21 protein-coding genes and 1 tRNA gene are annotated in these 20,532 nt (G+C 50.5%); 12 read left to right on the top strand and 10 right to left on the bottom strand.

Annotated elements, in window-relative coordinates; genetic code table 11:
• Positions 1-151: 151 nt before the first annotated feature.
• The 5 genes from ACQ66Q_RS12740 (at position 152) to ACQ66Q_RS12760 (ending at position 5,309) form a co-directional block, all read left to right on the top strand.
• Positions 152-1,057, top strand: a complete 906-nt coding sequence (locus ACQ66Q_RS12740) for a hypothetical protein (RefSeq protein ID WP_430457154.1) — start codon at positions 152-154, stop codon at positions 1,055-1,057.
• Between the two features lie 158 nt (positions 1,058-1,215).
• The gene (gene aroK / locus ACQ66Q_RS12745; protein ID WP_208931950.1) at positions 1,216-1,734 is read left to right on the top strand and encodes a shikimate kinase AroK; all 519 of its coding nucleotides are present in this window, start codon (positions 1,216-1,218) and stop codon (positions 1,732-1,734) included.
• 19 nt (positions 1,735-1,753) lie between these two features.
• Positions 1,754-2,842, top strand: a complete 1,089-nt coding sequence (gene aroB / locus ACQ66Q_RS12750; RefSeq protein ID WP_430457155.1) for a 3-dehydroquinate synthase — start codon at positions 1,754-1,756, stop codon at positions 2,840-2,842.
• The gene (locus ACQ66Q_RS12755) at positions 2,835-4,460 is read left to right on the top strand and encodes an AAA family ATPase (protein WP_430457156.1); all 1,626 of its coding nucleotides are present in this window, start codon (positions 2,835-2,837) and stop codon (positions 4,458-4,460) included. Before aroB ends, ACQ66Q_RS12755 begins: the two co-directional genes overlap by 8 nt.
• 12 nt (positions 4,461-4,472) lie before the next feature.
• Positions 4,473-5,309: a Dam family site-specific DNA-(adenine-N6)-methyltransferase gene (locus ACQ66Q_RS12760; RefSeq protein ID WP_430457157.1), complete on the top strand. Its 837-nt coding sequence runs from the start codon at positions 4,473-4,475 to the stop codon at positions 5,307-5,309.
• A gap of 13 nt (positions 5,310-5,322) precedes the next feature.
• Here ACQ66Q_RS12760 and ACQ66Q_RS12765 read toward each other — a convergent pair whose 3' ends face one another.
• The 3 genes from ACQ66Q_RS12765 to ACQ66Q_RS12775 form a co-directional block, all read right to left on the bottom strand.
• Positions 5,323-5,517 (bottom strand): DUF2970 domain-containing protein, encoded by a 195-nt coding sequence (locus ACQ66Q_RS12765; protein ID WP_430457158.1) that lies wholly within the window; start codon positions 5,515-5,517, stop codon positions 5,323-5,325.
• 15 nt (positions 5,518-5,532) lie between these two features.
• A complete protein-coding gene (locus ACQ66Q_RS12770; RefSeq protein WP_430457159.1) occupies positions 5,533-5,814 on the bottom strand; it encodes a hypothetical protein in 282 nt (93 codons plus the stop codon).
• A 148-nt stretch (positions 5,815-5,962) separates the two neighbouring features.
• Entirely contained in the window at positions 5,963-6,718 is a 756-nt protein-coding gene (locus tag ACQ66Q_RS12775) for a TorF family putative porin (protein ID WP_430457160.1), read from the bottom strand.
• 238 nt (positions 6,719-6,956) lie between these two features.
• Here ACQ66Q_RS12775 and rpe point away from each other — a divergent pair, with 238 nt between their 5' ends.
• Together rpe and trpS are read left to right on the top strand one after the other, a co-directional pair.
• The gene (rpe, locus tag ACQ66Q_RS12780; RefSeq protein WP_430457161.1) at positions 6,957-7,634 is read left to right on the top strand and encodes a ribulose-phosphate 3-epimerase; all 678 of its coding nucleotides are present in this window, start codon (positions 6,957-6,959) and stop codon (positions 7,632-7,634) included.
• A 128-nt stretch (positions 7,635-7,762) separates the two neighbouring features.
• On the top strand, positions 7,763-8,776 hold the full coding sequence (gene trpS, locus ACQ66Q_RS12785; protein WP_430457162.1) for a tryptophan--tRNA ligase: 1,014 nt from the start codon (positions 7,763-7,765) through the stop codon (positions 8,774-8,776).
• A 64-nt stretch (positions 8,777-8,840) separates the two neighbouring features.
• On the opposite strand, the gene bdpA is transcribed toward trpS, so the two are convergent.
• Positions 8,841-10,325: a BAR domain-like protein A BdpA gene (gene bdpA / locus ACQ66Q_RS12790; protein ID WP_430457163.1), complete on the bottom strand. Its 1,485-nt coding sequence runs from the start codon at positions 10,323-10,325 to the stop codon at positions 8,841-8,843.
• A gap of 235 nt (positions 10,326-10,560) precedes the next feature.
• On the opposite strand from bdpA, the gene ACQ66Q_RS12795 reads away from it, so the two are divergent.
• Together ACQ66Q_RS12795 and ACQ66Q_RS12800 are read left to right on the top strand one after the other, a co-directional pair.
• A complete protein-coding gene (locus ACQ66Q_RS12795) occupies positions 10,561-12,654 on the top strand; it encodes a carbon starvation CstA family protein (protein ID WP_430457164.1) in 2,094 nt (697 codons plus the stop codon).
• Between the two features lie 4 nt (positions 12,655-12,658).
• Positions 12,659-12,838, top strand: a complete 180-nt coding sequence (locus tag ACQ66Q_RS12800) for a YbdD/YjiX family protein (protein WP_430457165.1) — start codon at positions 12,659-12,661, stop codon at positions 12,836-12,838.
• A gap of 17 nt (positions 12,839-12,855) precedes the next feature.
• Here ACQ66Q_RS12800 and ACQ66Q_RS12805 read toward each other — a convergent pair.
• The 5 genes from ACQ66Q_RS12805 to rpsU all read right to left on the bottom strand — a co-directional run bounded on the left by ACQ66Q_RS12805 (position 12,856) and on the right by rpsU (position 17,561).
• Positions 12,856-12,932: transfer RNA gene (locus tag ACQ66Q_RS12805), tRNA-Ile, on the bottom strand.
• Between the two features lie 165 nt (positions 12,933-13,097).
• Positions 13,098-14,951 (bottom strand): RNA polymerase sigma factor RpoD, encoded by a 1,854-nt coding sequence (rpoD, locus tag ACQ66Q_RS12810; RefSeq protein ID WP_377244307.1) that lies wholly within the window; start codon positions 14,949-14,951, stop codon positions 13,098-13,100.
• A 103-nt stretch (positions 14,952-15,054) separates the two neighbouring features.
• Positions 15,055-16,773 (bottom strand): DNA primase, encoded by a 1,719-nt coding sequence (dnaG, locus tag ACQ66Q_RS12815; protein WP_430457166.1) that lies wholly within the window; start codon positions 16,771-16,773, stop codon positions 15,055-15,057.
• Between the two features lie 110 nt (positions 16,774-16,883).
• A complete protein-coding gene (locus ACQ66Q_RS12820) occupies positions 16,884-17,327 on the bottom strand; it encodes a GatB/YqeY domain-containing protein (RefSeq protein WP_430457167.1) in 444 nt (147 codons plus the stop codon).
• A gap of 18 nt (positions 17,328-17,345) precedes the next feature.
• Positions 17,346-17,561 (bottom strand): 30S ribosomal protein S21, encoded by a 216-nt coding sequence (gene rpsU / locus ACQ66Q_RS12825; RefSeq protein ID WP_008899776.1) that lies wholly within the window; start codon positions 17,559-17,561, stop codon positions 17,346-17,348.
• A 183-nt stretch (positions 17,562-17,744) separates the two neighbouring features.
• On the opposite strand from rpsU, the gene tsaD reads away from it, so the two are divergent.
• Positions 17,745-18,758 carry a tRNA (adenosine(37)-N6)-threonylcarbamoyltransferase complex transferase subunit TsaD gene (gene tsaD, locus ACQ66Q_RS12830; protein WP_430457168.1) on the top strand — a complete coding sequence of 338 codons (1,014 nt, stop codon included), beginning with the start codon at positions 17,745-17,747 and terminating at the stop codon, positions 18,756-18,758.
• 86 nt (positions 18,759-18,844) lie between these two features.
• On the opposite strand, the gene plsY is transcribed toward tsaD, so the two are convergent.
• Positions 18,845-19,450, bottom strand: a complete 606-nt coding sequence (plsY, locus tag ACQ66Q_RS12835; protein ID WP_208931935.1) for a glycerol-3-phosphate 1-O-acyltransferase PlsY — start codon at positions 19,448-19,450, stop codon at positions 18,845-18,847.
• Between the two features lie 151 nt (positions 19,451-19,601).
• Here plsY and folB point away from each other — a divergent pair, with 151 nt between their 5' ends.
• Positions 19,602-19,955 carry a dihydroneopterin aldolase gene (gene folB, locus ACQ66Q_RS12840; protein ID WP_430457169.1) on the top strand — a complete coding sequence of 118 codons (354 nt, stop codon included), beginning with the start codon at positions 19,602-19,604 and terminating at the stop codon, positions 19,953-19,955.
• Positions 19,955-20,437: a 2-amino-4-hydroxy-6-hydroxymethyldihydropteridine diphosphokinase gene (gene folK, locus ACQ66Q_RS12845; protein ID WP_430457170.1), complete on the top strand. Its 483-nt coding sequence runs from the start codon at positions 19,955-19,957 to the stop codon at positions 20,435-20,437. Before folB ends, folK begins: the two co-directional genes overlap by 1 nt.
• Positions 20,438-20,532: the final 95 nt, after the last annotated feature.

Raw genomic sequence — 20,532 nt, forward strand, 5'->3', positions numbered from 1 at the left:
GTATTTGCCATCTAAAATGTTTCAATTGGTTTTCATTTTTTCAATCAATGAAGCGTGCAGCTCTTATTTATGTGATTTTTTAATTGGTTATTGTAAAAATATTATTGATAAAATATCATCAGTATTGTTTGTTATTTAGAGGGGAAGGAAGATGAAAAATAACATAAGTTTTACAATTCTCGCTGTAATTGCTCTATCCAGTACGCCACTGAATGCAGCTAATACAATTAGTGAGGGCTCTTCGGAAGTTGTGTCTGCACTTCAAGCAAGCCAATTTCCAACGATGTCGGTCGCGGTTGGATCACCAATTCCTGACGGATGGATAATTGTAGAGACCTTATGGGGGCGTCACACAATACAAGACGTCACAGCAGCAACATATCGAACCACAACTTACTTTACTGCAACTATGGCATCCCCAATTCCAGATGGCTTTGTTGTTACTCAGCAATATACGGGGAGCTCCGGTGGTTCGGGCGGGTCTCGTGAACTTACATGTGTACGAGGTGCAAAGTATGGTTTTAACATTTATGCCAAAGATACGTCACCTTTGCCGACTGGGTTTGTAATTCTGCGTAAAGGTGGTGGGCAGATCTACTTAGCGGCTACTGATGGTGCGCGTACGCATGACACGATTCGTGCCATAACCGGAACTGTCCCACCAAAAGGGTGGATCGTATCTTGGAGGGGTAATGAGCAAGAAGGTGTTGAAATTAAAAATCTTATTGGGGCTCGATATAGAGAAACGGTAAGGGCAGCATTAGGTAGCCCAGTCCCCGATGGTTGGGTAATTTCTGGAGTTTTAGGTAGTGCTAATGAAGTAACTAATCTCAATGGGGCTAAGTATTTAGATAGAATCACCGTCTACGGCGGCTCAGCGATTCCTGCGGGGTGGGTAAATATATTTAATGGTAATGTTGGTATCACAGAGTTAGTTTACTTAATCGGGGCAAAGAAAGGAGATGAGTACTCCGTTAAATTTGGGTCGCCTATACCCAAAGGCTGGGTTGTAATAACCCAACAAGGCTCTGAACAACGAATCAGGTATTTAGGCTAGTTTAGACGTTTGTAGGAAGACCGATTTTTGGTCTTTCTACAAATACCGCTTGATATCAAAACGCCTGTACTGCCATAATTCAGCGCTTAAAATTTTCACGGGAGCTTTTTGGTCCTGACATCAACCCTCTTGAGTTAGCTGAATTAGCATTACGACATATGGCAGAGAAACGCAATATCTTCCTCGTTGGCCCAATGGGCGCAGGAAAAAGTACCATTGGCCGTCACTTAGCAGAAATGCTGCACCTCGAATTCTATGATTCGGATCAGGAAATTGAACGCCGTACCGGCGCAGACATTGCCTGGGTCTTTGATCTGGAAGGCGAGGAAGGTTTCAGGGTGCGCGAAGAAAACGTCATTGAAGACTTAACAGGTATGCAGGGCATTGTGCTGGCAACTGGTGGTGGATCGGTACTGAGTCGCGAGACCCGTAACCGTCTGTCAGCCCGCGGCATCGTGGTTTATCTGGAAACTCCGATTGAGAAACAGGTTGCCCGTACACAACGTGATAAGCGTCGTCCGCTGTTACAGACTGAAGAAGCACCACAACATGTGCTGGAGCGTCTGGCGGCAGAACGCAATCCACTGTATGAAGAAATCGCAGATTTTACCATCCGTACCGACGAGCAAAGCGCCCGCGCTGTTGCGAACCAAATCGTCGAACAACTGGGTTTTTAATTTCAGAAGGGAGCTGTAGATGGAAAAAGTTGCGGTTCAACTTGGTCTGCGCAGTTATCCCATCCTGATTGCTCCGGCGCTTTGTCAAAGCGCCGCTGAGCAACCCGAACTCGCCCCGCTCTGGGGATACAAAAAAGTCGCAATTATTTCCAATCCTGTGGTTGCAGCCTTGTACCTGGATAAGGTGCGGGCACTGTTTGGTGCTGCCGAAGTCAGCGAATACTTGCTGCCGGATGGAGAAGCTTATAAAACCCTGCAGTCGTTTGAACAGGTCAATTCATTTTTACTGGAACAAAAGTTTCCACGTGATGGCCTATTGGTGGCTTTGGGCGGCGGGGTGATTGGCGATCTGACCGGTTTTGTCGCAGCCTGCTATCAGCGGGGTGTCGACTTTGTACAAATCCCAACCACCTTGTTATCTCAGGTTGATTCGTCGGTAGGCGGCAAAACCGCCGTAAACCATCCGCTTGGCAAAAATATGATTGGGGCTTTTAAACAGCCTCAGGCCGTGCTGATTGACACCAATATGCTGCAAAGCCTGCCACCGCGCGAGTTTGCCGCCGGTATGGCTGAAGTGATTAAGTATGGTTTGCTTGGCGATGCTGCATTCTTGCAGTGGCTGATCGCCCATCAGGTGCAAATTCAAGCGAAGCAAGAACCAGCATTGAGCCAAATGATTCGCCATTGTTGTCAGATGAAAGCCGACATCGTTAGTCGGGATGAGACTGAACAAGGCGAGCGAGCCCTGCTCAATCTCGGTCACACCTTTGGCCATGCCATTGAAGCCTGGTTGGGGTATGGCAGCTGGTTGCACGGTGAAGCCGTCGCCGTTGGTATGCTGATGGCGGCGCAACTGTCGGCGGCACGCGGCTGGATTGAGATGGCTGATGTCGATGCGATCCGCAATTTATTGTTAGCGGTACAGTTACCGGTAACGCCGCCTTCCGGCATGACAATCCAGCATTTTATGCCGTATATGAAGACCGATAAAAAGGTCAAAGCCGGACAAATGCGCTTTATCTTGTTGCAACAATGCGGAAGTGCCATTATCGTCGATGACGTGACAGAACAAGAACTTATTCAGGTATTTGGCGCCACATATGGCTGATTTACATCAAAAACTGGCGACACAGCAAGGCTTGTTGCCGTCACAGCGCCAATGGCTGGAACGGTTGGTTTTTCAACTCGAATTTAATCCATATCAGCTGATTTATCTGGTCGGTGGGCCAGGTTCAGGTAAATCAACGCTGGCTTTAGCGGTCGCAGAGTTATTATCCGACGAGTTTAATCTGGCTTTGCTGACGGTCGAACCCGAACTCAGCGCCGGTAAAATTCGCCAACATTTACTAGAGCAATGGTTTGGTCACGGTGTTGTCACCGATAAAACCCTACTCAGTCTGATTGGTGAGCGCGAGAGTCGCCAACCGCTGGCATTGATCCTCGACCAATCTGAATATTTGCCGGAACAATTGTGGACTGAGCTGGCTGAGATCCCTTGCCTCGTGATCGCAACCGCAGAGCAAGCCGATGCCCACGCTGAACTCAATTTGCCGTTGGCGCCGATCACGATGGAAGACGCCGGAGTACTGCTACAAGACAGCGCTTTCAGTACATTGACAATTGCTGAGCGTCTGGCGCAGTCACAAGGTAATTTACACGTCTTATTAAATCCGCAATTGGCTGCTAAGGCACCGAAGCAGCAGAAGGCTGCAGTGCAAACTGCTTCCGTTGCCGGACCGCTATGGGTGTTTACCATCGGCATGGCCGTGATTGTTGGTGTTGTCGTATTCTGGTTTTGGACTGAACGTCAGCTACAACAAGGAGATGGTATTGGTACACTGACTTACCTGCCAGAAGAACAGGTAGTCGCTGGCACTGTGACTCAGGTCAAAGAGGCACCACCACCGCCTCCAGCCGAGAAAGCCGTAGTTGAGCAACTGGTTAATCAACTGGAAAAAGCTGAACGCGGTACCGCGCAGGCGAAAGGTCTTGAAAAGCCGGTAGATTTCACCGAACAAAGCACTCCGGATCTATCTGGCGCTAATGAAGTACCTGCCGCACCTGCGGAAGATCTCACCGTCGCGCCGGTTACGCAGCAAGCGACCAGTACAACAGACACAGCAGTTGCAGAAACGACACAACCTGTGGTGGCTGAGACGCCGCAACCGGATTTAGCCGCTGAGATCAGCGCTGACGTTGGCTCCGACGCGGGGGCAACGCGCCCTGCGACTACGTTGCCGGAAGAAGCCACAGTCGAGTCTGAAATGGCTGCAGAATCGGGGAATATGACGACGCAACAAGCGCCGGTCGCGACGACTGCTGCCGCGACTGAGCCTGTCGAAGACTTAGCAGCCGAAGCCTCGGCAGAGTTGAATCAGGCGGCAGCCAGCGCGAATCCGGTCACAGCCAGTGCTCAGACGAAATCTGGTGGCGGATACCGCTATAGCGAATCTGATCTGTTGTCATTGCCTGGCACCCAATACGCACTGCAATTGGTTGTGTTTTCCAATGATACAGCACTGCAGAGTTTCCGGCAGTCGTACAGCAATCTGCAGACTTATACCTATGAGCGGAAGAAAGACGGTAAGCGACAGCTGGTCGTGGTGATGGCACCTTTCTCTAGCGCGGTTGTTGCTAAACAACAGGCGGCGCAACTGCCGGTGCCTTTACAACAGGGTTTCGCCAAACCTCTTAGTGATATCCATAGTGAAATCAGTACTAACTAATGGACAGCTGCGTTGACTAAAGCCGTAAAAATAGCCAAACAACGTGCTTTCCTGAAATGGGCAGGCGGCAAGTACAATCTGGCGGAGGCGATCCGTCAGCATTTGCCGGCTGGCGATTTATTGGTTGAGCCTTTTGTCGGCGCTGGTTCAGTCTTTCTCAACACCGACTATCCTGCTTATGTCCTCAATGACATCAATGCTGATTTGATTGGGCTGTACCGGCTACTACAAAGTCAGCCAGATATGCTGATTGGCGCAGCGCAGCAGTTTTTTACAGAGCAGAACAATCACAAAGAACGCTTCCTTGAACTCCGTCAGCAGTTCAATCAGAGCGAAGATTTACTTGAACGCTCTTTACTGTTTTTGTATCTGAACCGGCATTGTTTTAACGGTTTGTGCCGCTATAACCAATCTGGCTTGTTTAACGTGCCTTTTGGCAAGTATAAAAAGCCGTATTTTCCAGCCGCTGAAATGTGGCGTTTTGCCGAAAAAGCGCAGAAAGCGGAATTTACCTGTCTGAGTTATCCGGAATTGTTTGCCCGGCTGCCAGCGCCGCCGACAGTGATTTATTGTGATCCGCCTTATGTGCCGTTGTCGAAAACGGCGAGCTTTACTTCCTACGCAAAAAACAGTTTTACTTTTGATGATCAGGCTGAGCTTGCCAATCTGGCAGAAGCGGCGCAAGCGGCCGGTCATACCGTGGTGATTAGTAATCACGATACGCCGTTGACCCGGAAGATCTATGCCGGCGCTGAACTGGATTCTATCCAGGTTGGACGTTCGATCAGTCAGAAGGGCAGTAGTCGCGGCAAGGTCGCGGAATTGTTTGCTATCTACCGGCAGAAGTAAGTAAAGGCTGCGTTCAGCTCAGCACCCAGCGCACGATCAGCATCAAACCCACTACAAAGCAGATGGTGGCAATCACACCGGCAATGATATAGGGCAGAGGACCTTGGGTCTGAAAGTCTTGTTGGCGTTGTTGTTCAGATTGCACGCCGATAAAAGCGCCGAATACAGCTTTGAGAATTTGTCTGAGTCCGGGCTTAGTGCCTGTCATCAGCAAAAGATGCCGTTATTCACTATCTTGATGGGTATGTAGCCGGTTCAGTAATTCCAACAAATCAATAAAGTGGAATTGGGTAGAGCGGCTATGGCCTTGAGCCCAGCCTAACCAGCTTTGTTGTTGTGTGCTGTCACATTGCAGTTGCAGGGTTTCAATTCCCGTTTCGGCTACAACCAACTGTTGCTGGCAGCTGGCCATAGCGTTCTGCTGTTCCGGACCGTGAGAAATCGCGATAGCGACTGTCAAAGGCAGCAGCAGTAGCGCAGATTTCAGCAGAGTTTTAGTTTTCATCAGAACGTCCATGCAAATAATAACTGTTCGATTTTACGCCAGCGCCTTGGCTGTGGCAAGAAAAAAACCGGCGGCCTTGCGGCTGCCGGTTTGGGTCGTGGACAAAGGCTGTTTTTTTAATTTTTTATGATGTCGTATCTTTCTGTTCTCAGAAAGTCTTGCTCAAACTCAGTACTAAGCGGCCATCACACAGATCGCAGCCCGCACTGCCTTCGATATTCGTTGACGCAAATTTCAATTGCACTGCAGAGCCCAATACTGAAGTGCCTAAACCAACGCTCCAATCCAGATACGCATCACCACGCAGCGGGCCGGCGGCCACAAATGTGTTGTACTCAGCGTTGTCGGCAAATTGGTTGTGACCGAGGTGCAACAGCAAACTTAAACTTTCATGCAACACGTAGGTGTAGTCTGCTGACAGGTAGTAGTACTCGTTCACGCCTGACGCAAAATAGTCATCTGAGTAGGCGAAACCGAGGACTAAGTCTTTGTAAATGAACTTGGTATAGAATTCGTTGAAGTTAAACTGGTCGGTTTCGTTATCGCCGTTTGGATAGCGGTACTGCATGGCACCGACGTCAATGGTCCAGTCTTCGTTAATTTTTCCGGTCCAACCGGCCAGAATGTCCAGCTCCATCGAGCCATTGCCGAATTTAATATTAGAGGCCCAAGTGGACAGGTAAAATCCAGACTCGCCAGTCAGGGTCATACCGCCTTGCAAGGCCATGCCTTCATTCGTCTGAGAAATACCACGGAATAGATAGTCAGACACATAACCCACGTTTCCGGTCAATGTGGCGGCTTGTGCAGCTCCGCCAAAACAGCTGGCGACCAATAATGCGATAGCGCCCAGTTTTTTTCCCTGCTTAAACGAACTTGTTGTTTTAGTTGCCATTGTTTTCATTTGCTTTGCCCTTATCTGTAATGGTCGCCAAAGGTAATTCCAGTTCTGTGCCATCAATGAAAGATGTTTTATTTCAATAAGATAGACTTTCATCTGCGATTCAGCTAGCGCCAAATGCGCGAAAGTGGTGCAGGTTTGCCTGTTTTTTGGGCGCTTCGTTGGATGGAGCATCGGTAAAGCGGCTGCGCGGCGCTATGAAATCGGCTACAGTGACGACTTTGCAAGCTGGGAGAGACGAATGTTACCGTTTTGGATAGCCCCTTCTATTTTGTCGGCGGATTTAGCCCGCCTCGGTGATGATGTAGCCCGCGTGCTGGCTGCAGGCGCCGATGTCGTGCATTTTGATGTAATGGATAACCATTATGTGCCGAACCTGACGTTCGGCCCTATGCTGTGTCAGGCACTGCGCAACTATGGTGTCACGGCACCGATTGATGTACATCTGATGGTGGAGCCAGTCGATAGTCTGGTGCCGCAATTCGCTAAAGCCGGTGCTTCGATCATTACTTTCCATCCGGAAGCGTCACGCCACGTCGACCGCACGTTGCAACTGATTAAAGACGAAGGTTGTCAGGCTGGTTTAGTGTTTAATCCGGCGACGCCGCTCAGTTACCTTGACTATGTGTTGGATAAAGTGGATGTGATTTTACTGATGTCGGTAAATCCGGGCTTCGGTGGCCAAAGCTTTATCCCGGCGACGCTGGATAAATTGCGTCAGGCGCGTCAACTTATCGACCAGAGTGGCAGACCCATCCGGCTGGAAGTCGATGGTGGTGTTAAAGTCGACAACATTGCAGAAATTGCTGCTGCCGGTGCGGATATGTTTGTCGCAGGTTCGGCTATTTTCAGTCAGCCGGATTATCAACAGGTGATCACGGCGATGCGCGCGGAGTTAGCCAAAACCCATCCGGCTTGAGCAGCAGCCTGCATCGACCAGCCTTGCGACGAGCGTGGCAAAGCTGGCTGAACCGGTTATAATCGGCGCAATTTTTTGACAATACTGCCAAGCAGATGATGCAGTATGCAGACAGGATCCCAGCGTTCATGCAGAAGAATTCGGCCAAACCTATCGTATTATCCGGCGCGCAGCCGTCCGGTCAGTTGACTATCGGTAATTATCTCGGCGCTTTGCGCCAATGGGACCGGATGCAGGATGACTATGATTGTCTGTACTGCATCGTTGATTTACATGCTATTACGGTCCGTCAGGAGCCAGCAGCGCTGCGTAGTGCTTCGCTTGATTCTCTGGCCCTGTATCTGGCCTGTGGCATCGATCCGCAGCGCTCTGCTGTATTTATGCAGTCCCACGTGCCTGAACATAGCCAGCTGGCGTGGGTGCTGAACTGTTACACCCAATTCGGTGAGCTGAGCCGGATGACACAGTTTAAAGACAAATCAGAACGCCACAATAACAATGTCAACGCAGGCCTCTTTACCTATCCGGTGTTGATGGCTGCCGACATTCTGCTTTATCAGGCCAATCAGGTCCCGGTCGGTCACGACCAGAAACAACACCTGGAACTGGCCCGCGACGTTGCGACACGGTTTAACGCCTTGCACGGCGATATTTTCACTGTGCCTGAGCCTTATATTCCGCCAGTTGCAGCCCGGGTAATGAGCCTACAGGAACCAACGAAGAAGATGTCAAAATCGGACGAAAATCCGTGGAATTTCGTTGGCTTGCTCGAAGATCCAAAGATGATCAGCAAGAAGTTCAAAAAGGCCATGACGGATTCTGAAGATCCGCCACGTGTGTATTTTGATATCGACAATAAACCGGGTGTAGCCAACCTGCTCAGTATCTTATCAGGCGTCACCAACAAATCAGTGGATGCGCTGGTCAATGAATACGAAGGCAAAATGTATGGTCATCTGAAAGGTGATGTGGCTGATGCTGTTATTGCGCTGTTAGAGCCGGTTCAACAACGTTTCCACGAACTGCGCAATGACCACAGCACCTTACAGCAAGTGATGCAGGCGGGAGCCGCGGAAGCGCGTCGTCGTGCGGCAGCAACTTTAGCCAAGGTGAATGAAGCAGTTGGTTTTGTATTGCCTTAATTCGTGAAGTCGGCACAGCAAAAAGCCCCGTTTCCGGGGCTTTTGTTTTTCGGCACAGCACTCGCTACAAGTAAGCTTTACTAAAAGCTTCTTTCGATTCCTTGATATAAGCCCGTGCCTTTTTCGCATGGTTTTCCCATGCGGTTTTGTCAGCACTGTCGCTGAACGGATTTTGTTCCGGTGCGATGGAACGCTCAAAACGATCATAAAAGGTCAGCGCTGCCGCCGTGACCTGATTAAACCGCTCTTTGTATTCCTGCACACTTTCTAACTGTTCTGATGTTTTCAGCAGATACTGCACCAGCTCAGTATTTTGTTCACGATCATGCAGTTGTTGCGCATGATTGCCGATATTGGCTGCAATTTCGCTGCTGATACTGGCGCGGATGCTTTCTTCTTTGCTCATAACCCGACCGAAATTTTCCTGCGTACGCGCGAGGCCAGCATGCTGAATATAACTGCGCAGCTGTTTGTCCAAATCTCTGCGATAGCTCTCCACCAGCTTCTGCATATTGCCAAGTTCGTTATCCAGCGCATTGACCTGCTGTAATTCTCTTTCCAGTTCAGTCAGGAAACGCTCGGCATTTTCGTAAATTCTCAGGCCGTTTTGCTCGGCGAATTTGCGGTCTTTACGGTTTAAATCGGCATTTTCGTAGTTGGATTTATCAAAAGTCGCCGCCAGGAAAGATTTAAACGGTTCGGCAAATGCGGAGTAAGTGCCACCGCTGACGACATTTAATGTGGCGGTTGCCAGGTCACCAAACGGCTTCACCATCGATGTCAGCCTGGCCTGTTGTAGCGGCGATGACACGCGTTTAGTATCGCTGATGATGCTGCGAAACGAGGCATAGGCCATCGGGTTCGACATTTTGTTGCGTTCAGAACTGGCCAGCACCAGCGTGATGCTGGCGTAGATTGCGTTGGCGTACTCAAGATACTGGCGCTGTGTCTCCAGCTGCGCGGCGTAATTCTGGCCTAAGCTTCTGAACTGTTCCGCTTGCAATTCGGGGTTTTTATTCTGCTTCAGGCGGTCCAAAATACCACTGACAATGCGCTGTTCGTTTTTCTGCAGCGCCACGTCAAGACCAATGCGTTCGATACTGACATCATCCAGCGCTATGCCGCCATTACTACTTTCTATATCCAACCGGATAAATTTCCGGCCCGGATCGTCAATCGAGATCCGGTGTGCCAGATAGTCGGCACTGCTGGCCGACATCTCAATCAAACCAATTTGTTGCCAGGGGGCATCTGCTTTCAGTGAAGCCGAGCTTAAGATATTGATGCGATAGCTGGTATAAGCATTTTCAGGCTTAACCCAAAACTCCAGCATGCCAGGCTCGGTCACCAATGCTGGTGTTACCAGACTGGCGGGGCCGCGGCTGCAAAACAGCGCCTGTTGCCCACTGCGGGCCAGTTCATGCTGCAGCTGACAACCACTTAAGATGTTCCAGCTACTGCTGCCTTCAAAGTCGGCTTTAAACACTGGCTGTGCCAGCGCATTACCTGCGAATGCTAAAGAACTCAGGAACAGGGGAAGTACACGCATATTGTCCTCAATCAGGCCATAGAGTGGCGCCAACCTGCAGGCTGCCAGTTGCAGACTGTACCAAAGCTGAATCAAAGCAGCCAGAACCGGTTGGTGCCTGAGGGTTTTGCCCAGCGCGACAAAGTCGTCAATGCTGCGCCGACCTCTGGCGGTTGCGTTGACATCCGCGGGCGAACCCGATAGAACAGAACGATAAAAAACAAACAAAAACAAAAACTTTCAGACGGGGATTTGCATGACCACACTGACGACTCCGATAGTACCGCAAGGCTGGTCGCAGCGCTTGCTCTGGCTTGGCATCGCCATCACAGGCGCAGCCGCGGCGGGTGGTATCGCCCTGAACCGTGGCGAATCGATCAATGCGATCTGGTTTATTGTTGCGGCGATTTGTACCTATCTGATTGGCTATCGCTTTTACAGCGCCTGGATCGCCGCACGGGTGCTGATGCTGGATGAAACCCGTGCTACGCCCGCAGAGCGTCTTGCCGACGGCCGTGATTATGTGCCGACCAATCGCTGGGTGGTGTTTGGTCACCACTTTGCAGCTATTGCAGGCCCAGGCCCGCTGATTGGACCGACATTGGCTGCGCAGTTTGGTTATTTACCGGGCACACTATGGATTCTGGTTGGCAGCGTATTGGCGGGCTGCGTGCAGGATATGGTGATCCTGTTTTGCTCGATGCGCCGGGACGGCCGTAGTTTAGGCCAGATGGCCCGTGATGAATTAGGGCCCATCGGCGGTTTCGCCGCGTTGCTGGCGACATTTTTAATCATGATCATTCTGATTGCGGTGCTGGGGTTAGTAGTTGTCAATGCGATGAAACACTCGCCCTGGGCGACATCAACAGTCGCAGCAACTATTCCCATTGCGGTCTTTATTGGCCTCTATATGCGCTATTTGCGGCCAGGCCGAGTGCTGGAAGGCTCGTTATTGGGCGTGGTGTTGTTACTGTTATCAGTTGGTGCAGGGGGATGGGTCGACCAACAAGCTGGCTTACGCGAATGGTTTAATCATCCGGGGCTGCCGCTGGCGTTTGCCGTTATTGGCTATGGCTTACTCGCGGCGATTTTGCCGGTGTGGCTGTTACTGGCGCCGCGGGACTATCTGTCGACCTTTATGAAGCTCGGCACGGTGATTTTGCTGGCGGTCGCTATTGTCATTCTGCAGCCGGAAATTAAGATGCCAGCGCTCACGCAGTTTATCGATGGCACTGGTCCCATCTTTGCAGGCAGCCTGTTTCCTTTTGTGTTCATCACTATCGCCTGCGGCGCTATTTCAGGCTTTCATTCGCTGATCTCCAGCGGGACCACGCCAAAACTGCTGGAAAATGAACGCGATATCCGGATGATTGGTTATGGCGGTATGGCCTTAGAGTCTTTCGTCGCCATCATGGCACTGATTGCTGCTTGTGTGTTGGATCCTGGGGTCTACTTTGCCATTAACAGTCCGGCCGGTATTGTTGGCGCGACACCGGAAGCTGCTGTTGCGACTATAACCGGGTGGGGTTTCCCGGTCACTGTGGAACAAATGAATCAACTGGCCGCCACGATGGGTGAGGCAACTTTATTTGCCCGCACCGGCGGTGCACCGTCACTGGCGGTCGGGATGGCCAGTATTTTTGCCTCTGCCTTTGGTGAGCATTTACTGGCGATGTGGTACCACTTCGCCATTATGTTTGAAGCAGTGTTTATTCTGACCACTTTGGATGCCGGTACCCGGGTCGGGCGTTTTATGCTGCAGGACATGCTCGGTAACTTCTCGCCCAAATTAGGCCAAACCAGCTGGTATCCTTCGGTGGTACTGACCTCGACGATCGTGGTCGCCGGCTGGGGATATTTCCTCTACATCGGTGTGATTGACCCCAATGGCGGCGTCAATATCCTCTGGCCTTTGTTTGGTATTTCTAATCAGTTACTTGCTGCTATCGCCCTGACGGTTGCGACTTCCATTTTGATCAAGACCGGCCGCGTCAAGTATCTGTGGGTCACAGCGTTACCGCTGCTGTGGTTATTGATCCTGACGACCACAGCGGTCTTTGAAAAAATCAGCAGCACGGACCCACGCATTGGCTTTTTTGCCGCAGCCAGTGATTTACAACACAAGCTGGACGCCGGCTTGTTGGCGGCCGACAAGGCAGCTGTCGCACCACAATTAATTTTTAATCAGCAGTTGGATGCCTGGCTGGCGATGTTGTTTGTGGTACTGCTGTATTTAGTGGTCGGCGATATGCTCCGCATGGCCTGGCGACGCCAGCGCGGTCTCAATATTTTGCCTTCGTCCGAGACGCCATACGTGGCTCGTCAGCATCTGCAGTCTGCAAAGGAGTAAGTGGATGAAACAATTTATTAAAAGCTGCTGGGCAATGCTGCGGCAGTTGTCCGGCGATGACGCCTACGAGCGTTACCTGCGCCATCAGGCATTAGCACATCCGGATCAAACGCCGTTAGATCGCAAAAGCTTTTTTCAGCGTGAACAGGAACGCAAATGGAATGGCGTGAAACGTTGTTGTTGAAACACAACTTGATGAAGTGGTGGCCCCACCTGGACTTGAACCAGGGACCAATCGATTATGAGTCGAGTGCTCTAACCAACTGAGCTATGGGGCCAGCGTGCAGACGTGGGTCTGGTTGGTGAAGCGTTGGCAGTATATGGATTTTTTGTGGCCTTGTCACCGGAGAAATGTCAGCGACTTCAGTTGATTGCCTAAATTTCAGCCAAAAAAAACAGGCGCCGGTAGGCGCCTGTTTTTGCTGACAATGATTGTCGCTGCTCTATTCGTCCAGGAAGCTTTTTAGCACTTCTGAGCGGGAAGGGTGACGCAACTTGCGCAGCGCTTTGGCTTCAATCTGCCGGATCCGCTCACGCGTAACGTCAAATTGTTTGCCCACTTCTTCCAAGGTATGGTCGGTATTCATATCGATACCAAAACGCATCCGCAGTACTTTCGCTTCACGAGCCGTCAGGCCAGCCAGAACTTCGTTAGTGGCGGCTTTCAGGCTTTCCATCGTAGCTGAATCTAGTGGTGATTCTGAGGAATTATCCTCAATAAAATCACCCAGATGCGAATCTTCATCGTCGCCAATCGGTGTTTCCATCGAGATCGGCTCTTTGGCGATTTTCAGCACTTTGCGGATCTTATCTTCCGGCATGCCCATGCGTTCAGACAGTTCTTCCGGTGACGGCTCACGACCCATTTCCTGCAACATCTGCCGGGAGATCCGGTTCAGTTTGTTGATGGTTTCGATCATGTGTACCGGGATCCGGATGGTCCGGGCCTGGTCAGCAATGGAGCGAGTGATCGCTTGGCGGATCCACCAAGTAGCGTAAGTCGAGAATTTATAACCACGGCGATATTCGAACTTATCGACCGCTTTCATCAAGCCGATGTTACCTTCCTGAATTAAATCAAGGAATTGCAGGCCACGGTTGGTGTATTTTTTCGCAATCGAAATTACCAGACGTAAGTTGGCTTCTACCATCTCTTTTTTCGCACGGCGGGCTTTCGCTTCGCCAATCGACATACGACGGTTGATATCTTTGATTTTGAAAATCGACAGACCAGTTTCTTCTTCGATTTTGCGCAGCTTGTCGGTTGAACGCACCAGTTCTTCGCGCATATCCGCCAGTTTGGCTGAATATGGTTTATTCGCGGCGATTTCGGCATCGATCCAGGCACTGCTGTTTTCGTTGCCAGTGAAGGATTTCAGGAAGTTCTTCTTCGGCATTTTGGCGTATTCAACGCAATGCTTCATGACGATGCGTTCCTGAACGCGCACGCGGTCCATCATTTCGCGCATGTTTTTGACCAAGCGGTCAAATTGCTTAGGTACTAAGCGGAAGCAGCGGAAAACCTCAGACAGCTTCTCGATTTCGGCCTTGGTTTGCGCGTGCTCGCGTCCATTTTCGATAATAGACTTGCGGGTAATATCATATTGGACCCGTAATTCACCGAATTTTTCGCGCGCCAGTTCAGGATCCGGACCTGTATCTGCTTCATCGGATTCACCGTCTTCGCTTTCTTCATCATCGGCAGTGATATCGGCATCTTCGTCGGCCAGCTCTTCTTCCGGCACATCAGAACCGATATGCGTTGCAGTCGGCGGTAAATCGTCCACTTCATTCGGATCTACGAATGCGGTGACGATGTCGCTTAAACGGATTTCTTCGGCTTCAAATTTGTCCCACTGTTCCAGCAGGTAAGTAATGGCTTCCGGGTATTCTGCGACCGACGTTTGCACCTGATTGATGCCGTCTTCGATGCGTTTAGCGATGTCAATTTCGCCTTCGCGGGTCAACAGTTCCACCGTACCCATTTCGCGCATGTACATCCGGACTGGGTCCGTCGTGCGGCCCAATTCTTTGTCCACACTGACCAGCGCTTGCGCGGCTTCTTCCGCAGCGTCTTCATCCGGTGCTGCGTCTGACATAATCAAATCGTCAGCATCTGGAGCTGTTTCGCAGACCTGGATGCCCATGTCATTGATCATGCGAATAATATCTTCGATCTGGTCAGAGTCGATGATATCTTGTGGAAGGTGATCGTTTACTTCAGCAAAAGTTAAATAACCTTGTTCCTTACCTTTTAAGATAAGAAGCTTTAATTGCGACTGAGGATTTTGCTCCATAGAGGCTGCTCTTCCACCCGATATAGTTAGTTTTCAAAAATGCGAATGCGGGATTATAACAAAGCGCGGCTTTTCTAGCCAGCAAACGCCCACTGCTTCACGGTTATTTCGTCTTAAATGCCTTTAACAACATGGCATATTCCTGACGTTCGGCCAGACTGAGTTTGGTCAGTTGGTCCTTGCGTTGTAAGGCTTCCAGCCGTTGTTGCAGATACTGATCTTCAAGAGCTCTGAAGGTATCAAGAAAATCTGCGGTCAGTTGTTCTTCTGCCACCTGGTGTTCCCATAACGCCAGTTTGCTCAGAATGTTGTACTCTACGGCGCCGCGCCAGTGTTCCAGCAATTGTGCTGTGGTCAGACCCGGCTGCTGCAACAATTTGTGTTGTAGCGTCAGTAAAATCTCAATGCCCGGTAAATTAGCCTGCGCCAGCTCAGGCGCCTGCGGCATTACAGTCGCTAAAGCCGGATGCTGCAACAGCAATGCGATAGCACGGCGCATCGGTGTAATTTTAGTGGCAGTTGATACCGCCGGATTGGTTTTAGCTGCTTTCGGCTGACTTTGGTTGGTGCGAGGTCTGCCAACTAAATTTGCCAACCGGTCTAACAACGTCTCCCGGTAAAACTCACTTGGGATCTGCAAAATCATTTCGTTGGCGCGAGTCCATAGTGCCGATTTCCCGGCATCACTGTTCACATCTATATCGGCCAGCAAGTGCTCAAACAGATAATTGCTCAGTGGCAGCGCTTGCTGCAGGCGCGTAACAAACGCTTCTTTGCCTTCTTTTCGCACCAGCGTATCCGGATCTTCACCATCCGGCAGAAACACAAACTTCAGTTCCACGCCATCTTTCAGGTAGGGAAGTGCACTTTGCAACGCTCGCCAAGCTGCATCGCGACCTGCGCGATCGCCGTCATAACAACAAACAACAGTCGGCGTATACCGAAACATGGTTTGCATGTGATCGCCGGTTGTCGCTGTGCCGAGACAAGCGACAGCAAACTCAATACCGAACTGCGACAAGGCTACAACGTCCATATAACCTTCTACGACCAGCAGCATCGCCAAACGTTCCTGTTGCTGGCGAGCTTCGTAGAGACCATACAATTCACGGCCTTTATGAAATAAACGGGTTTCAGGAGAATTCAGATACTTAGGCGTTCCATCTCCTAACACCCGACCACCAAAACCAATCACTCTGCCGCGTTTATCGCGGATCGGGAACATCAGCCGGTCACGGAAAAAATCGTACTCACGGCCATTATCATTGCGGTTGGTCAGTTTCAGCTCAAACAATTGATCACGGCCCTGACGCGTAGTGGCCAATTGTTTGAGCAGTAAATCCCAGCTATCCGGCGCATAGCCAATACCGTATTTACGGACCGTCTGCTCAGCCAAACCGCGTTTGGCGACATAGGCCTGAGCATTTTCATTCTGCTCCAGCTGCTGCTGATAAATTTTTGCGGCTTTTTCCATCTGACTGTAATCATCAGCACTGGCCTGCAGGTAGGGCTTTTGTCCGCCTTCCCGTGGTACTTCCAGGTGGTGCATTTTGGCCAGTTCTTCAATGGCTTCAACAAACTCGAGCTGTTCGAATGCCATCATAAAGCTGATAGCATTGCCGTGCGCGCCACAACCAAAACAGTGATAAAACTGCTTGTCGGCGCTGACGGTAAAAGAAGGAGATTTTTCGCTGTGAAATGGACAGCACGCCGCGTAGTTTTTACCGGCTTTTTTTAGCGGCACTCGCTGATCAATCAGTTCAACGATATCAGTGCGCGCCAACAGGTCGTCAATAAAGGGTCTGGGGATTTGTCCTGCCACCTTTTTCCTTCCTGCTGAATGCTGATGCCAGAAAAAAACAAACCGTGCACTGAGGCACGGTGTTGCAGTTTTACAGCTGAATGTGGTGACGGTCCTGAGGCGGTCGCGTTTTAGCTCAACCGTACTTTAACAAGGCCGCTCAGCGCGCCCATGTCAGTCCGGCCTTGTGCCTGTGGTTTCAACCACGCCATCACTTTCGCCATGTCCTGCATGCCTGAAGCGCCTGTTGCGCTGATGGCCTGCTGAAGCAGATCATCTAATTCGGCAGCGGTCAGAGCTTGCGGCAGAAACTGCTCTATTACTGTGATTTCGGCTAGCTCGGTGTCAGCAAGATCTTGTCTGCTGGCAGCCAAATATTGCGATGCGGACTCTTTGCGTTGTTTGACCATTTTAGTCAATACCGCAAGAACGTTCGGATCGTCTGGTTGGATTTGCGCATCAATCTGGCGTTGTTTGATCTCGGCCAGTGCCATGCGGATAGTGCCAAGACGTAATTTGTCTTTAGCCCGCATGGCGTCTTTCTGCGCTTCCTGAAGTTGCTCGAGCAGAGCCATCGTCAGCAGTAACAGCTATTAGTACAGCTTGATACGACGAGCGTTTTCGCGTGACAGCTTTTTCATGTGACGTTTCACAGCAGCTGCTTTTTTACGCTTACGAACCCAAGTTGGTTTCTCAAAGAACTCTTTAGAGCGAACGTCAGCCAGAACACCGGCTTTTTCGCAAGAGCGTTTGAAACGACGTAATGCTACGTCAAACGGTTCGTTCTCTTTCACTTTCACTACAGGCATTAAAATCTCACCTCGGTTGTTAGGATACCGCGACCCGGTCAGCGGCTAACCAATACGTTTAAAAATGGTGCGGCATTTTACTCAAAGAGCGGCGATAAAGTAAAGCGATTTGGCAAGTGACTGGTGCTGATCGGTCAAAACCGTTACAATCCGCGGCTTTGGGCCTGTTGCCAGAGGATATTCATGCGGGTTTTAGGTATCGAAACATCCTGTGATGAGACCGGGATTGCGATCTTTGACACAGAACAAGGCCTGATGAGCCATATCGTTTATAGCCAAATCCCGCTGCATGCCGATTATGGGGGGGTGGTCCCTGAACTGGCAAGTCGAGATCATATCAGAAAAACCCTGCCGTTGATCAAGCAGGCGTTGACTGAAGCTGGATGCAATGCCGAATCAATTGACGGTGTCGCTTACACAGCAGGTCCTGGACTGGCTGGTGCCTTGCTGGTCGGCGCGGCCATTGGCCGCAGTCTGGCTTTTGCCTGGGGTAAGCCGGCGCTGGCCGTCCACCATATGGAAGGTCATTTACTGGCGCCGATGCTGGAACAGCATCCGCCACAGTTTCCATTTCTGGCTTTATTAGTGTCGGGTGGGCATACCCAACTGGTACGGGTAGATGGCATTGGTCGCTACCAGTTATTAGGCGAGTCTGTGGATGACGCGGCCGGCGAAGCTTTTGATAAAACAGCCAAGCTGATGGGGCTGGAATATCCGGGGGGGCCTTTGTTGGCCAAATTGGCTGCAAGCGGCGATGCAAAAAAATATGCCTTCCCGCGACCGATGACGGACAGGCCTGGTCTGGATTTTAGTTTTAGCGGTCTGAAAACTGCTGCTGCGAACGTGATTGCTGCGGAAGGAAAAACGCCCAAGGTACAGGCTGATATTGCCGCGTCATTTCAACAAGCTGTTGTTGATACGCTGGTGCTTAAATGCCGTCGTGCACTCAAGGAAACCGGGTTAAAATCCTTGGTAGTGGCAGGTGGTGTCAGTGCGAATGAATCGCTGCGTGCGCAGCTTGCTGAGCTGATGAAATCACTAAAAGGCGAGGTGTTTTATCCCGGTAAAGAATTTTGCACCGACAATGGCGCGATGATTGCCTATGCCGGCTGGCAGAGATTGCGCGCAGGTCAGTCTCAGGATTTGTCGATTGGGGTTACGCCGCGCTGGCCAATGCAGCTGTTGCCGCCGGTTTAGATCCTGTAACCGGAATAAAAAATGCCTGATTTTTCAGGCATTTTTTATTCAACTTTAGGATGCAAACACTTGTTTGATCCCAGCATTTATTCTTTCGGTCGTTTGGTTTTATCCCAGACTTTTGTTTCAGTACCGTGCCATAGCCGCAGCAGATTCTGCCGGTGACGGAAAATGATTAGGATACTGAGCATCAATACCGGAATTGTATATAAAGGTTTGATAAACCAAGTGAAAATAGGCGCAAGACCAACAGTCACTATGGCGGCAAACGACGAATAACCGGTTGCTCCAATCAGAATTATCCAGGTGGCGATGAGCAGGCCCGCCAGGTCGAGGCCAATTGGCATCATAGTACCAAAAGCTGTTGCGACGGCTTTACCGCCCTGAAAACCGAAAAATAGCGGGTAGATGTGACCAAGGCAGGCACAAATAGCGATCATGCCGAGATAAAATGCATCGATTTTCAGGAAATAGGAGCCCCAGACCGGAATGGTTCCTTTGAGCACATCAAACACCAGAACGAGCACTGCCGGCAGTGTGCCGCCAAGACGCAGCACATTGGTCGCGCCCGGGTTGCCGGAGCCATGAAGTCTTGGATCAGGTAAACGGAACAGTTTACTTACTATTACCGCAGATGATACTGAACCACATAAATAGGCTAACAGCATCATCCCGCCAATCAGCGGGGTCATCAATGAAGTTCCTCAGTTATTGATTTTGCGTTAAGATCGCGCCACAAAGGTCGGGCGCGCAGCATGACGGTCAGATTATAGACTTTTCGTGCGTTTGCCTATCCGACCAGCCCGTGTTTCTCCAGACTTCTTATAACAGCGGAACATTCTGATGGATATCGTTTTTGTTAAACAACTGGCCGTCGACACTGTAATTGGGGTGTATGCATGGGAAAAAACTATTCAGCAACGTCTGTTTTTTGATCTGGAGCTGTGTACTGATATTCGTGCCGCCGCGGATGCTGACGACATCAGGCAAACACTGGACTACGCCGTTGTTTGTGAGCGGGTGACGACATTGGTGCAATCCGGCCCGGTCGAACTCATTGAAACACTGGCAGAACGCATTGCCAACATGTTGCTGGCGGATTTCGCCACTACACAGGTGATGGTACAGGTCGATAAACCAGGTGCCGTGGCAGCTGCCACAACAGTGGGCGTTCGCATCGTGCGGAGTCGCCACTGATGGCACGGATTTACATTAGCGTTGGTACTAACATTAATCGTGAGTCGAATTTGCGTGGCGCGGTGCGTGATCTGGCGCAGTCGCTTGGACCGCTGCAGTTGTCGTCGGTGTATGAAAGCGAAGCTGTGGGTTTTGTTGGCGATGCTTTTTACAATATGGTGATCGGAGCGGATACCGAACTTGCATTGGACGCAGTGATTGCTTTGTGCAAACAAACTGAAGACAACTATGGCAGAGTGCGTGACGGCATTAAGTATTGCGGTCGCAGTCTGGATCTGGACCTACTCAGTTATGATCAGCTGATTTGTTCCGAGCCGGTGGAGTTACCGCGGGCAGAAATATTATACAACGCCTTTGTGCTGCAGCCACTTGCTGAGATTGCGCCCGACAGCTTACATCCGGTGTTACACCAGTCATATCAACAGCTTTGGCATAATTATCAAAGCCCTCAAAAACTGTGGGTGATCCCATTTCAATTCTGAAACTGCCGGCTAAAATGCCGGTCGCAAGCGTGTTATAAGTTAACTTTTGTACCCGTCATTCACAGCTTTTTACATTTCTCTGCTGACTTTTTGTG

The sequence above is a fragment of the Rheinheimera sp. genome (assembly GCF_965283995.1).
In the GTDB taxonomy this organism is placed as follows: domain Bacteria; phylum Pseudomonadota; class Gammaproteobacteria; order Enterobacterales; family Alteromonadaceae; genus Pararheinheimera.